This window comes from Celeribacter baekdonensis B30 (assembly GCF_000299875.1).
Lineage (GTDB): Bacteria > Pseudomonadota > Alphaproteobacteria > Rhodobacterales > Rhodobacteraceae > Celeribacter > Celeribacter baekdonensis_A.
On record NZ_AMRK01000003.1, the window covers coordinates 174,592 to 188,521 of the forward strand.

Genomic DNA, 13,930 nt, shown 5'->3' on the forward strand with positions numbered 1-13,930 from the left:
GCACGCCATTCTAAACGTGCAGTGCACGCCATTCTAAACGCGCTTAACACGCGACTTTTGGGGCAGAATGCCCCAGGCTGTCCGGTGGATCGTGTCATCCCGATCCGTTCCTCTCTTGTGCGATAATTTGGTTAATGACGCTTTAAGAGCGGAGGTTGGGATGAGGATAAACGTCGAAGAACTATCGGTAAAGTTGTATTGTTAACCTTTATTGCCCCTGAAAAGGGTTTTAAAGGTCATCTCAGAGCACAACAGCGCGCTGAAACACCGCGATGAAAAATCCGTCACCGCCCTCAAGCGGGCTGACGTGGCGGCTCATGCGCAGGGAGAACTCGGGGTGGCGCGCGGCGAATTTGGCCACTTGATCGTCGTTTTCGACTTTGAAAAGCGAACAGGTGGCATAGGCCAGATGGCCACCGGGTCGTACACGCGGCGCAACTTCGTCCAGAATATCCGCCTGAATTTGCACCAAATGCGACAGCCGGTTTTCGGTTAGCGCCCATTTGCCCTGTGGGCTGCGTGAAAACGCACCAGACCCGCTACAGGGCACATCACAGAGGATCAGATCATAGGCCTTGGCCAATTCGGATGTGCGGGCCAAAGCAATGTCAATCCCGGCGCGGGATGCGCGTGGGGCGATGTCCTGCATCCGGGCGGGATCAATGTCATGGGCGGTCAATTTCACATCCATGCGCGCACCGATGGCCAAGGCTTTGCCCCCGCCGCCAGCGCAATAATCCAAAACCGATTGGCCGGGTTCCAGCGGCAAAACATCAAGGATCGCCTGAGATCCAACATCCTGAATTTCAACCAGTCCGGTGAGATAGGCCTGAGACCGGGCCACAGCACGAGCATTGCGGGTGACTTTGAGCGCGGTGTCGCACAGAGGATGCGGCACGGCGTCAATGTCGTCTTTGTGCAAAGCCTCACGGGCGGTGTCCAAAGTTGCCTTGCGCGGATTCACCCGTAAAAACACCTCGGAGCGATGGCGCAACAGCTCAAGGGCAGCATCCGCATCGGCGCCCAAAGTCGCATCATACAGCGGCAAAAGCCAGTCCGGGCAATCCAATCGCACACCGCGCGGCGCGCTCGAAAGCGGCGCGGGTAGCGCGCGTTCGCCCTCATGCAAGGGGCGCGGCGCAAAGCGGTCGGTGCAAAAAAGCGTGTCGGGATCGGTGCCCGCCGCACGCAACGCCCCCAGGATCAATTGCCGACCGGAGGGGCGCTCGCCCGCCCCACCGAGCCAGGCATAAGAGCGCATGCAACGGATTGCATCAAACACGAGATCGCGGATCGCGGCGCGGTCTTTCGACCCGGCATAGCGGTGGCCGCGCGCCCATGTTGTCAGCACCCGTTCGGCATTTTCGCCGACGAGAACATCATCCAGAATTTCGATTGCGGCGGAAAGGCGAGCGGCTGGTGTCATGATGTAGCGAAAACAGGTTCCATATGAAAAAGCAACGGGGACTTACCGCGATCTGCGCCAAGCCCCCGTTTGTATTTGGTCAAACCCACCTCAGCCGACGCGGTAGTTCGGGCTTTCGCGGGTGATTTGCACGTCATGGACATGGCTTTCTTTCAGGCCCGCACCGGTGATTTTGACAAAACCACAGTTTTTGCGCATCTCAGCCACAGTGGCACAGCCGGTATACCCCATGGCCGCGCGCAAACCGCCAACCATTTGGTGGATCACAGCGCCCGCCGGGCCTTTATAGGCGACTTGGCCTTCGATGCCTTCGGGCACGAGTTTGTCAGAGGCCGCGTCTTTTTGGAAATATCGATCCGCCGAGCCGCGCGCCATGGCCCCCAAGGACCCCATGCCACGGTAGGCTTTGTAAGAGCGGCCTTGATACAAGATCACTTCGCCCGGAGACTCGTCCGTGCCTGCAATCATCGACCCGACCATGGCCACCGAAGCCCCTGCCGCGATGGCTTTGGCGAAATCGCCGGAGAATTTGATGCCGCCATCCGCGATCACGGGCACATCGCCCGCCGCCTTGGCGCAATCCATGATGGCGGTCAGTTGTGGCACACCCACCCCCGCGACCATGCGCGTGGTACAGATCGACCCCGGACCGATGCCGACCTTGACCGCATCCGCCCCCGCCGAAATCAGCGCCTTGGTGGCTGCGGCTGTGGCGACGTTGCCGGCGATGACCTGAACGTCTTCACGGTAGTTTTTCAAGCGCTCGACCGCCATGGCAACACCTTCAGAGTGACCATGCGCCGTGTCGATGACGATGAGGTCACAGCCCGCATCAATCAGCGCCACGGAGCGCTCAAAGCCTTCGTTGCCCACGGTGGTGGCAGCACCGACGCGCAACCGACCAAGGTCGTCTTTGCAGGCCGACGGGTGCAGCACGGCTTGTTCGGTGTCTTTGAGGGTCAACAGCCCGGTCAGATGGCCATTGGCATCGGTGACCAAAAGTTTCTCGATCCGGCGCGCTTTCATCAGCGAAATCGCCTCATCTCGATCCGCAGGCTCGTGCAGGATCGCGAGATTGTCCGAGCTCATCACCTGCGAGACAGGCGTGTTGTCGGAGGTGGCAAAGCGCATGTCCCGGTTGGTGACGATACCGACCACGCGGCGATCCGCATCCACCACCGGGAAGCCGGTGAAATTATACTGGGCGCACAGCTCTTTGGCATCCGCGATGGTTTGATCGGCGGTCAGGGTGATCGGGTTATACACGATCCCGCTTTCAAAGCGTTTGACCCGGCGCACCTCGTCGGATTGCCGTTTGATGTCGAGATTGCGGTGAATGACACCGATCCCGCCCATCTGCGCCATGGCGATGGCCATGCGGCCTTCGGTGACCGTGTCCATGGCTGAGGACATCAAAGGGATGTTCAACCGGATTGATTTGGTGACAAATGTCCCTGTGTCTGCCGTTGAGGGCAGGACAGAACTGGCCGCAGGAACCAGCAAAACATCATCAAAGGTAAGGGCCTCGCGAATCTCCATCGGGTCTCTCCATGGGGGATACGGTTTGGCACGTCCCTATTACATGGATGCCCCTCTATGGAAAGGGCGTTTTGCCGTTTTTCGTGACGCACCACGCAATATTTAGGGCCGCACTCCAGTTGGAAACGGCCCTATAGCGTCGATTTCAAAGCTGTTAAGACCTCAGACAGAGGCGGCGTTGGTGGCTTTGGACAGTTTGCCCTTGGTCCAAATCTGCATGATTTTGGCGGCAATGTAGACGATCACCAAGGAGGCCGCGACCAGGACCAGACCGCCAATCACGCGAAACGGTGTGGGCGAGACTGTGGCGGCGGCAAACATCAGATTGACAAAGGCCACCAGGGGAAACGTGAAAGCTCCCCAGAGCGCCGAGAAGTCACCTTTGGTCAAATATCGGATCGCCAAAAGCGCCACGATGAAAACGGAGAGACCCACCCAGGCAAAGGCCACGGCCAGCGTGGTATAGCCCAAAAACGTCGCCACGATGCCAAAGAGCGAGAGCGGCGACAGGTGAATGGCCAAGAGCGGGCGCAACGGCGGCGGCACATCGGATTTGGCGAATTGCACGGCGGAGATCACATAGATCGCGGCGGCTATCGGCAAGGTGGTGGCAAAGATGAACTGCGACAGGCCGATCCAGCCCAAGGGCACGGCGGCCAAGGGTGCGATGATGAAGCCGACGAAAGTCAGATGCCACACCGGCGTGACCCGGCGTTGTTCGACTGGACCCAGCGCAAAGGAGCGAATGGTCAAGATCGCTACGATGACTTGGGCCGCGAGAGCCAAGACCAGGACGGTTTTGGCGAATGCGACCGAATAGGGCACAAGCACGGCGGCAAACAAAAACCCGCTCGCCGCCCCGGCGGACAGCCCAGCCCGACCCGGTAAGATACGCAGATCATCGGCAACAACGCCCGGACGGCGCACGACTTTCGCGAAATAGGCCACGAGCGCGAAAACATACAAAAGCGACACCGCCCCCAAGATCATTTCCCCGATCCACGCGGGCCCAGCCATGACTTTGGCCGCGTTGCGCCAGGCAAGACCAAGGCCCAAGAGCCCCATGATCGGCGGGAAAATCGCCGGCGGCGTGGCGCGCCAAATGCCTTTTGGGGCCGTGTTGAACGGTTTGGGCATGATGCGGGGCGGAGTGTGCGACATGTTCGGGCCTTTCGCGCAGATATTGCAGGGGATGAATACCACCCTGCCCGGCTCAGAGGAAGCTATTGCGCAGCGCCGTGTTGTCGCGGGCTAAATATGAGGTTAAGGACAGCCCCCGAGGAACTGCCCTTACCTCATGTTCGATGGCTTAGTCTTTTGGCCGCATGCTCAACCCATTGGCAAAAAGATGGACCTTTGCGGGATCGGCGGTGAGTTTGACCTCAGTGCCGCGCAGATTGTTGTGGATGCCGGGGAGTTTGGCGATCAGCGGTTCTTGACCCCGCTCGGGCACGAAATACAACAACGTCACCTCGCCCAAGGCCTCAATAATATCCACCGTGCCGTTCAGGATTGCCAATTCATCCGTCAGCACCATGTCTTCCGGGCGCACGCCGACATTGACGCGCCGCCCCATGTCCGAGGCTTGGGTTGGGATCGCGGAAATGGCAATGCCTTCGCCGTCGAGTTTGACCTTGGTCTGCGCCCCCGTCTCGATGATTTCGCCGGGCAAGAGATTCATCGCCGGAGAGCCGATAAATTGGGCCACGAATTCATTGTCAGGACGTTCATAAAGATCAAGCGGGCTGCCGACCTGTGCGATGCCTTTGTTGGCCAAAACCACAATGCGGTCGGCCAGTGTCATGGCCTCAACCTGATCGTGGGTGACATAAACCATGGTGCTGTCTGGCATCGACTCTTTGAGCTGGGCAATCTCCAACCGGGTGGCGACACGCAGGGCGGCGTCCAGGTTGGAAAGCGGTTCGTCAAACAGATAGACTTTCGGGTCACGCACGATGGCGCGACCGATGGCGACCCGTTGACGTTGCCCGCCCGAGAGCGCTTTTGGCAGGCGGTCCAGATAGTCGTCAAGCTGCAAAATCTTTGCGGCTTTGGTCACCGCCGCGTCGATCTCTTCTTTGGATTTCTTGGCAATTTTCAACGAAAATGCCATGTTATCATAGACCGTCATGTGCGGGTAAAGCGCATAGGATTGAAACACCATGGCGATGCCGCGTTGGGCGGGCGGCACATCGTTCATTCGCTCGCCATCAATCTCGAACGTGCCGCCAGAGATTTTTTCTAGGCCCGCAATCATCCGTAAAAGCGTGGATTTGCCGCAGCCCGACGGGCCGACGAACACGATCAATTCGCCGGTTTTGATGTCGAGATTGATGTCCTTGAGGACTTCGACTTTGCCGCCATAGGTCTTGGCGACATTCTCCAGTTTCAGATCTGCCATAGTCTCTCTCCCCTCGCCTCTTAGATGTTTTCGCGCAGCATGATTGCCGGTTGCCACGGTCCAAGATGCAGTTTTCCGTCCTCCATCGGCGAGGCGGAATTCAATTCGCTGCCGACCTGATACCAATCGCCCTTTGGCGTCTCCAACGTGGCCGGTTGATCCGACAGGTTGAAGGCACAAAACAGCTCTTCTTCGTCATTCTTGCGGGTGAAGATCAAACAGGTATCTTCGACCCGCATATCCACCATCTCACCGGTTTTGAGCGCCTGATGCGCATGGCGAAAGGCAATCGCGCGACGGTAGTGATGCAGCAAGGCACCCGGTTCTTCTTCCGATTGCGCCACCGCCAGCGGCAAATGATCGGCGCTCACCGGCAACCATGTTTGTCCAGAGTTGGAGAAACCACCGTGATGGTTCGAGCGTTCCCACACCATCGGCGTGCGACAGCCATCGCGGCCTTTGAAATCCGGCCAGAATTGGATGCCATAGGGGTCTTGCAGGTCTTCAAAGGCCAGTTCGGCCTCCGGCAGACCCAGCTCTTCGCCCTGATAGATACAGGCCGATCCGCGCAGGCACATCATCAAGGTAGTAAAGGCGCGCGCGCCCGCCGGGCTGAGATTCCAGCGCGTCATGTGGCGCACCACATCATGATTGGAATAAGCCCAACAGGCCCAACCATCCGGGGCGGCCTCGGCGACGTTGTCCATCACCTCTTTGATGTATTCCGGCGACGGTGTGTCCCCAGACAACAGCTCGAACGCATAGCACATATGCATGAGATCATTGCCCTTGGTGTATTCGCCGAGGATCTCCAACCCGCGCTGTTCATCCCCGACTTCGCCAACCGCCGCCGCATTGTGCGGCTCCATCACCGCGCGCAGCTTGCGCAGGAACACAAGGTTCTCAGGCCGGGATTTGTCATAGATATGCTCTTGCCAGTTGTACGGATTGACCGCTGGCGCAGTTTTTGCCGTGCGCCGTTCGGGAGCCAAAGGAGGATTGTCGCGCAACTCGGCGTCATGGGTGTAAAAGTTGATCGTGTCCAAACGGAACCCATCCACCCCACGCTGCAACCAGAATTCGGCCACGTCCAAAAGCGCGGCTTGCACTTGCGGTTCGTGGAAATTCAAATCCGGCTGCGAGGTCAGGAAGTTGTGCAGGAAATACTGCATCCGGCCCGCGTCCCATTGCCAGGCAGAGCCGCCAAAGATCGACAGCCAGTTGTTCGGCGGCGTGCCATCCGGTTTGGCATCGGCCCAGACGTACCAATTGGCCTTGTCATTGTCATGTGAGCTGCGGCTTTCCTTGAACCACGGGTGTTGATCCGAGGTGTGCGACAGGACGAGGTCGATCAGAACCTTGACACCATATTGATGCGCCGTGTCGATCAGCGCGTCGAAATCGGACAGATGGCCGAACATCGGGTCCACGTCGCAGTAATCCGAGACGTCATAGCCGAAATCCTTCATCGGCGAGGTGAAGAATGGCGAAATCCAGATCGCGTCAACGCCCAGCGAGGCGATATAGGGTAAGCGTTGGACGATGCCCAACAGGTCGCCAATACCGTCGCCATTGCTGTCTTGGTATGAGCGCGGATAGATCTGATAGATCACCGCGCCGCGCCACCAATCTTTTTCGCGCGTAAAGGGTTTCATGGGGGAGGAGGAGATTACGTTCATGCAAGATGCTCTTTGATTTTTCGCTGATTATTTAACAGACCCGGCCAGCAGGCCGCGGACGAGGTATTTTTGCATAAAGAAGAAGACGGTCAGCGGCACCGCGATCGACACGAAGGCCGCCGTGGCCAGGATTTCCCAATTGCCGCCGCGTGTGCCCAGAAGTTCGACGATCTGGCGGGTCATCACCGTGGTGTCGCCGGAACTGTCGATCAGGAACACGAGGGCGACCAAAAGGTCGTTCCATGTCCATAGGAATTGGAAGATCGCGAAAGACGCCAGCGCCGGGAAGGACAGCGGCAGGATGATTTTGGTGAAAATCTGAAAATCCGTCGCGCCGTCCACACGGGCGTTCTCGATGATGTCTTTCGGCAGACCGACCATATAGTTGCGCAACAGGTAGATCGCCAGCGGCAGACCAAAGCCCGTATGCGCCATCCAAACGCCAAGATAGCCCTTGGAGGACACCGCCTCACCCGGTTCAAACCCCAACAGCCGTCCAAGGCCGTTGACGGTGGCAAAGCGGCGTAGGTTGTCAGGGTCTGGGGTGCCCAAAAAGGCAATCGTCGCCTCCACCACCGCGCCGTGGAAACTGAGCAAGGGAATGAGCGCCAGTTGCAAAGGCACGACCAGCAACGCCACCACAGCCGCAATCAACAGCGCGCGTCCTGGGAAATCCATCCACGCCAAAGCATAGGCGGCAAAGGCCGCGATCAGGATCGGGATGATCGTGGCCGGGATGGTCACCGTGAACGTGTTGAGAAAGGCCTTGCCCATCTTGTCGGTGGCCTGACCAGAAAACAGCACGGTTTTGTAGTTTTGCAAGGTGAAGGTTGGCGGCGTTTTGGCGGTCAAAAACACCCGTTCGCCGCGCGATCCGCTAAATTCCGTGGTTTTAAGCAGGGTGTAATCGCCATTTTCCGTGACGGTCAATTGCCCGTCCTCACCCAGATCGGCAGTGTCGCCGGGCTTGTAAGCATTGATGTCGCGCGAGGAGGTGCCCCAGACGGAAACGGTGCCAATCGGCAGGCCATCCTGTTCAAACAGGTTGCCTTCGATCACATAGGCGCCGTCGATCTGTTGCTGAAGCGCCGGATCGGCGGTGCGGATCATCACATTCTGCTCTTGCGGGAACAGGGCTTTCCACCAGCCGGAGCCGGAGATTTGATCCGCCGAGCGGAATGAGGAGACCAAAAGCCCCACGGTCGGGAACATCCAAAGAAAGACCAGAACGGCCACCGAAATGTGGACGGCCCAGGTCAAGGAGGACTTTTTGCCGGCAATATTGTCCATAGGTCCTGTCCTTTATTTCATTTCTTTGCGGGCGTTGTAGACGTTCCACACCAAGATCGGCGTGACCAAAAGCATGATCACCATCGCGGCGGCGGAGCCCACGCCCCAGTCATTGGCACGGAACAATTTGTCATACATGTAATTGGCCAAAACCTGGGTTTCCCATTGGCCGTTGGTCATCGCAAAGACGATGTCAAAGACCTTGAGCACAGTGATGGTGATCGTCGTCCAGACCACCACAATCGTGCCCATGATTTGCGGGATTTTGATTTTGAAAAAGATCTGAAACGGGTTGGCGCCATCGACAATCGCGGCCTCAATCGTTTCTTCGGGCACACCGCGCAAGGCGGCGGACAAGATCACCATGGCAAAACCGGTTTGAATCCAGATCAGCACCACCATCAGGAAAAAATTGTTCCAAAACGGCAGGGTCAAAAACGTATGCGGCTCACCGCCCAAAGCGACGAGGATCGCGTTGAGAATGCCGATCTGTTCGGTGCCCAACGGGCGCGCGTCATAGACCAGTTTCCAAATCACCGCCGCGCCGACAAAGGAGATCGCCATGGGCATGAAAATCAAAGACTTGGCAATCGCACCCCAGCGGATGCGGTCGGTCAATTGCGCCACCAAAAGCCCCATGGCAGTGGAGGCGGCAGGCACGACCAAAAGCCACAAGGCGTTGTTGCGCATCGCCTCCCAGAATTTCGGGTCGATCGACATTTTTCGGTAGTTTTCAAGCCCAATAAACGCCCCGCCCATGTCGCGATCTGTGAGCGAGAGGCGCAGCGTCTCAACCACCGGATAGGCCAGATAGAGGCCCAACGCCGCAAGTGCGGGGAACAGAAACAACCAAGGTCGGATCAAATTGGCGCGGTTGATGTTTCGGCCTGCGTGTGTGCCACGGGCCGGAAAAATCACCTTGTCCAAGAGAATATTGGAGAAATAGAAATAGCCGATGCAGGCGCTGACGCCGATAGCAATGGTCAAAAGACCTTGGACTGCTGGATGCATGTGCCCCTCCTTTTGCTTTGAGAGCCTCTTTGAGCTCCAAATCCGTCGTTTCTCAGCACATCGTGGTGCACTGAGCTTCGCTTATGTTCCGTCTCGGGGTCGATGGTTCTCTACATCCATCGAACACGAAAAGGCGATTTCGCGCAACTGCCGCGCTCCATCTGCTGCGGTGTTTTCAACCGTAACAGGAGTTCTGCGTCTTGCGATGTGAAATCTGTTTCCGGGGCCATGAAAACAGACTGTGGTCTCCCCTGCCCTTGGCCTGAACACACAGGCAGCAAAGAGAAATACGCAAGAGCAAAGGCGACCCGAGAACCAATCTCCCCGGATCGCCCGACATTGTCTGATTATTTCAGGGCATCCCAAGAGGCCTGAATATCGTCCGCCACGTCTTCGGCCGATTTACCGCCGGCGTAGTTGACCATTTCCGTCCAGAACGAGCCTGCGCCCACGCCACCCGGCATCAGGTCAGACCCGTCAAAGCGGAATGTTGTCGCGTTGAGCAAAATCTCGTTCATCGCCGCCGTCGGCGCATCGCCGAATTTCGACGCGTCCACGCCTTTGTGCGGCGTCAGGAAACCACTTTGGGACATCCAGGCTTCGTGGGCTTCAGGAGTCTCAAGGAACTTGATGAACTCCTGTGCCGCCGGGCTGTCATTGGTGATGGCCCACAAGGTGCCAGCACCCAAAACCGGATTGCCGAGGTCTTTTTCAGCATAGGATGGGAAGTAGAAGAAATCCGCGTCTTCGCCGACAACCGTGCCTTCCGGGAAGAAGGCCGGAATGAAGGACGCCATACGGTGCATGTAGCACTGCGGCGGCGAGGTGAAGAGACCTTTCGGACTGTCGCGGAAATCGGTCGAGGCCACGGCCCCTGCTCCACCAGACACATAAGCGTCATTGCGGGCGAACCAGCCGAATTCTTTGATCGCCTCAACGATGCGCGGATCGTTGAACGGGATCGAGTTGTCGACCCAACCGTCATAGACATCCGGGGTTTGGGTGCGCAGCAACAGGTCTTCGACCCAGTCAGTCGCCGGCCAGCCGGTCGCACCGCCGGATCCCAAACCAATACACCACGGCGTTTCGCCATCGGCGACGATTTGGTCGGTCAGGGCTTTGAGCTCTTCCATCGAGGTCGGGATGTCATATCCGGCATCTTCAAAGTTTTCCGGCACATACCAGACCAGAGATTTCAAATCGACCTTGTAGAAAAAGCCATAAAGCGCGTCGTTGCCGTCAGGGCCTGCGTAAGTGCCCAGATCAATCCAGGATTGACCCGCCGCATAATTTTCTTTCACCCACTCTTCGGTGCCTGCAGGCAGCGGTGTGAGGAAGCCGCGTTTGGCCATATCTGCCGCAAGACCCGGCTGTGGGAACACAGCGACGTTCGGGGCAGAACCGGCTTCGGCGTCGATCATAATTTGTTGTTCAAAACTGTCAGACCCAACGTAACGCACATCCGCGCCGGTCTTTTCTTCAAAAATGGCGAGCACTTTTTCGACCATTTCCTGGTCAGCACCGATCCAAGGGCCTGCAATCGTCAATTGTTGGCCAGCAAGGTCTTGTGCCTGCGCCGCACCCGCGAGCAAAGCCAGAGTGGCCGCCCCCGTAAGAAGTGTCTTTTTCATGTAAACCTCCCAGTTTTCATACCCCGACATGGGCACACTAAGCCTAGCGCTATCAGGTGAGAAATCAAACAGTTTCCAAACACCCAAAGCGCTTTGACACACCGTAGATTCCCTCAAGTTATCCTAAGAGTCAATGACAACGATCAACCTTTCGGGGTTCACTGTGCGAAAATACCCCGTATAAGGTTTCCCTTACGGCAGATCTCTGATGTGACGACATAAAAACGACCAATGGCATATCGGAATACTGCCCAAAGCCGCTTTACCTGTGGCCAAAGAACCCTCTAGCGTGGCAGTCAGCCAACCAAACACTACGAATAAAATACTACGAATAAATGGATGCCCCATGAATCTCAAAGAGCTTTCAGAACTGCTTGGCCTGTCTCAGACAACCGTGTCACGCGCCCTGAACGGCTACCCCGAGGTGTCAGAGAAAACCCGAAAAAAGGTCGAAGCCGCAGCCAAACAGCACAATTACACGCCCAATACGCGGGCCCGTGGCCTAGCCACCGGGCGCAACCATGCGGTGGGGCATGTGATTCCCCTCTCCACCGAACATGAGGTGGTGAATCCGGTCTTCACCGACTTTATCGCCGGGGCCTCAGAGGTCTATTCGCGCGAAAACTATGACATGCATTTGACGGTTGTGCCCGATGCCTCTGAATCAGATGCCTATCGCAAAATCGCCGCCAAAGGCTCGGTCGATGGCGTCATCGTGCATGGCCCGAAAGACGACGACCCGCGCATCAAGTTGTTGCGCGAGATCGGGATGCCTTTTGTCGTGCATGGCCGATCTGGCTCGACGGACGAGCAGCAATATTCCTGGGTCGACATGAACAACACCCGCGCCTTTGAACGGGCCACCCAGTTTTTGCTCGATCTCGGCCATCGGCGCATCGGCCTTTTGAACGGCTTGGAAACGATGGATTTCGCCGCCAAACGACGCCTCGGCTATCGCGCGGCGCTTGAACAGGCTGGTGTGCCCGAAGACGACGCCCTCTGCTACTCCTCTGAAATGACAGAGGAATATGGATTTTCAGCGACGACGAAAATGCTCGCCTTGGAGAGCCCACCCACTGCTTTGCTGGCCTCGTCGATCATCGTCGGCTTTGGCGTGCGCCGCGCGCTTGATGCGGCGGATTTGAAAATTGGAAAAGACGTTTCGCTGATCATCCATGATGACGATCTCTCCTACCTGCGCAACGGCAACAGCGAACCGATTTATACCGCCACCCGGTCTTCTGTGCGGCAAGCCGGACGGATTTGCGCCGAAATCTTGATGGATATGATCGTCAATCCCAACCGTCCGGCGCAGCATGTGCTTTTGGATGCGGAGTTGATTATCGGCCACACCACCGGTCCCGCACCGCAGGGCTGAGCCTCCACACAACCGCGCCTTTCGCCAAACGCCCTGATCCAGACAAAGAATCTTTAAAACAAATCATCAAAGCGCTTTGACATCCCGTGAACTCCACCTAAAACGTTATAGACTCATTGAAATGGCCACTCACCTCACCTCAGATTCCTTTAAATTTGAGGCGACCCGGTGTCAGGCAGGCCGAAACCAAACACGACCCCCGAAAGGACTCCCCATGATGGGCCGCACAAAAACACGGCAGCTTTTGACCCGAAAAGATTTCCCGGACGACTTTATATTTGGGGCCGCCACGGCCGCCTATCAGGTCGAAGGCCATCAATTCGGCGGCGCGGGCTCGACCCATTGGGACACGTTTGCCGCCACTCCCGGCAATGTGATCAACGCCGAAGACGGCGCGAAAGCCTGTGATCAATATCACCGTTATGGTGAGGATATGGACCTGTTGCAGGCCGGGCATTTCGACGCTTACCGGTTTTCGACAAGCTGGGCACGGGTGCTGCCCGAGGGGCGTGGGCAGGTCAACCAAGAGGGCTTGGATTATTACGACCGCCTCACCGACGCCATTTTAGAGCGTGGGTTGCAGCCGCATCAGACGCTCTATCATTGGGAAATGCCCTCGGCTTTGGCCGATCTGGGCGGCTGGACCCACCCGGATGTGCACAATTGGTTCGGCGATTATGTTGAGATCATCGACGCCAAAATCGGCGACCGCATGGCCTCCATCGCCACGATCAACGAACCGTGGTGCGTCGCCTACCTGTCGCATTTCATCGGCGCCCATGCGCCCGGAAAACGCGACATCCGCGCCACCTCCCGCGCCATGCATCATATTCTCAAAGCCCACGGTGAGGCGATGACCCGGCTGCGTGCCAAGGGCCGGGACAATTTGGGCATCGTGTTGAATTTCGAATACCCGACCCCGGCCTCAGACGCCCCCGAGGACATCAAAGCGGCAGCCGTTCAGGACGCGATCTACAACCGCTGGTTCATCGAAGCGATCACCAAAGGCACCTACCCCGCCGAGGCACTCGAAGGCTTCGCCCCGCATATGCCAACCGGCTGGGAAGACGATCTCAAGACCCTGATCCATCAGCCGCTCGACTGGCTTGGCGTCAATTATTACACCCGCCACATCCACGCCCATGATCCCGAGGCCGCCGCCTGGCCGCACACCAAAGAGGTCGCCGGACACCGCGCCACCACCCAGATGGGCTGGGAAATTTACCCGGAGGGATTGCACCTTTTCCTGACATGGCTCTCGGAGCGCTATGTCGGAGATTTGCCGATCTATGTGACGGAAAATGGCATGGCTTGGGAGGATCATGTCCGAAACGGTGTGGTGAATGACCCAGAGCGCTGTGACTTTATCCAAGACCACCTTGCCATGATGAAACAGGCGATTGAGGACGGCACAAATCTCAAAGGCTTTTTCTATTGGTCGCTTTTGGACAATTATGAATGGGCGTTTGGCTATGAAAAACGCTTTGGTATCGTCCATGTGGACTTTGAGACATTGCAGCGCACCCCCAAAGCCTCTTATCACATGTTCAAAGACATCCTGACGCGGAGCTGACC

At 57.4% G+C, this 13,930-nt stretch carries 10 protein-coding genes; 2 read left to right on the forward strand and 8 right to left on the reverse strand.

Annotated features, from left to right (window positions below; all coding sequences use genetic code 11):
- Positions 1-241: 241 nt before the first annotated feature.
- From B30_RS06745 to B30_RS06780, 8 genes are all read right to left on the reverse strand, one after another.
- Positions 242-1,426, reverse strand: coding sequence for an RsmB/NOP family class I SAM-dependent RNA methyltransferase (locus tag B30_RS06745; RefSeq protein ID WP_009571292.1), 1,185 nt, complete (start codon positions 1,424-1,426; stop codon positions 242-244).
- Between the two features lie 90 nt (positions 1,427-1,516).
- Positions 1,517-2,965 carry an IMP dehydrogenase gene (guaB, locus tag B30_RS06750; protein ID WP_009571293.1) on the reverse strand — a complete coding sequence of 483 codons (1,449 nt, stop codon included), beginning with the start codon at positions 2,963-2,965 and terminating at the stop codon, positions 1,517-1,519.
- A 162-nt stretch (positions 2,966-3,127) separates the two neighbouring features.
- Positions 3,128-4,126 (reverse strand): tellurium resistance protein, encoded by a 999-nt coding sequence (locus tag B30_RS06755; protein ID WP_009571294.1) that lies wholly within the window; start codon positions 4,124-4,126, stop codon positions 3,128-3,130.
- A gap of 148 nt (positions 4,127-4,274) precedes the next feature.
- Positions 4,275-5,366, reverse strand: coding sequence for an ABC transporter ATP-binding protein (locus B30_RS06760; protein ID WP_009571295.1), 1,092 nt, complete (start codon positions 5,364-5,366; stop codon positions 4,275-4,277).
- A gap of 20 nt (positions 5,367-5,386) precedes the next feature.
- Complete coding sequence (locus B30_RS06765) at positions 5,387-7,045, reverse strand: alpha-glucosidase (RefSeq protein ID WP_009571296.1); 1,659 nt, start codon at positions 7,043-7,045, stop codon at positions 5,387-5,389.
- 27 nt (positions 7,046-7,072) lie between these two features.
- Positions 7,073-8,335, reverse strand: a complete 1,263-nt coding sequence (locus B30_RS06770) for a carbohydrate ABC transporter permease (protein WP_009571297.1) — start codon at positions 8,333-8,335, stop codon at positions 7,073-7,075.
- A 12-nt stretch (positions 8,336-8,347) separates the two neighbouring features.
- On the reverse strand, positions 8,348-9,346 hold the full coding sequence (locus B30_RS06775; protein WP_009571298.1) for a carbohydrate ABC transporter permease: 999 nt from the start codon (positions 9,344-9,346) through the stop codon (positions 8,348-8,350).
- A 347-nt stretch (positions 9,347-9,693) separates the two neighbouring features.
- Positions 9,694-10,977 (reverse strand): ABC transporter substrate-binding protein, encoded by a 1,284-nt coding sequence (locus tag B30_RS06780; RefSeq protein ID WP_009571299.1) that lies wholly within the window; start codon positions 10,975-10,977, stop codon positions 9,694-9,696.
- A 346-nt stretch (positions 10,978-11,323) separates the two neighbouring features.
- Between B30_RS06780 and B30_RS06785 the strand changes: the two genes are divergently transcribed.
- Together B30_RS06785 and B30_RS06790 are read left to right on the forward strand one after the other, a co-directional pair.
- A complete protein-coding gene (locus tag B30_RS06785) occupies positions 11,324-12,355 on the forward strand; it encodes a LacI family DNA-binding transcriptional regulator (RefSeq protein WP_009571300.1) in 1,032 nt (343 codons plus the stop codon).
- A gap of 214 nt (positions 12,356-12,569) precedes the next feature.
- Positions 12,570-13,928 carry a GH1 family beta-glucosidase gene (locus B30_RS06790; protein WP_009571301.1) on the forward strand — a complete coding sequence of 453 codons (1,359 nt, stop codon included), beginning with the start codon at positions 12,570-12,572 and terminating at the stop codon, positions 13,926-13,928.
- Positions 13,929-13,930 lie beyond the last annotated feature (2 nt).

What these genes read in the sequence shown, in the direction of transcription:
- B30_RS06755 (WP_009571294.1), bottom strand. Translation starts at nt 4,126, where the DNA reads ATGTCGCACACTCCGCCCCGCATCATGCCCAAACCGTTCAACACGGCC.
- B30_RS06785 (WP_009571300.1), top strand. Translation starts at nt 11,324, where the DNA reads ATGAATCTCAAAGAGCTTTCAGAACTGCTTGGCCTGTCTCAGACAACC.
- B30_RS06770 (WP_009571297.1), bottom strand. Translation starts at nt 8,335, where the DNA reads ATGGACAATATTGCCGGCAAAAAGTCCTCCTTGACCTGGGCCGTCCAC.
- B30_RS06780 (WP_009571299.1), bottom strand. Translation starts at nt 10,977, where the DNA reads ATGAAAAAGACACTTCTTACGGGGGCGGCCACTCTGGCTTTGCTCGCG.
- guaB (WP_009571293.1), bottom strand. Translation starts at nt 2,965, where the DNA reads ATGGAGATTCGCGAGGCCCTTACCTTTGATGATGTTTTGCTGGTTCCT.
- B30_RS06775 (WP_009571298.1), bottom strand. Translation starts at nt 9,346, where the DNA reads ATGCATCCAGCAGTCCAAGGTCTTTTGACCATTGCTATCGGCGTCAGC.
- B30_RS06745 (WP_009571292.1), bottom strand. Translation starts at nt 1,426, where the DNA reads ATGACACCAGCCGCTCGCCTTTCCGCCGCAATCGAAATTCTGGATGAT.
- B30_RS06790 (WP_009571301.1), top strand. Translation starts at nt 12,570, where the DNA reads ATGATGGGCCGCACAAAAACACGGCAGCTTTTGACCCGAAAAGATTTC.
- B30_RS06765 (WP_009571296.1), bottom strand. Translation starts at nt 7,045, where the DNA reads ATGAACGTAATCTCCTCCTCCCCCATGAAACCCTTTACGCGCGAAAAA.
- B30_RS06760 (WP_009571295.1), bottom strand. Translation starts at nt 5,366, where the DNA reads ATGGCAGATCTGAAACTGGAGAATGTCGCCAAGACCTATGGCGGCAAA.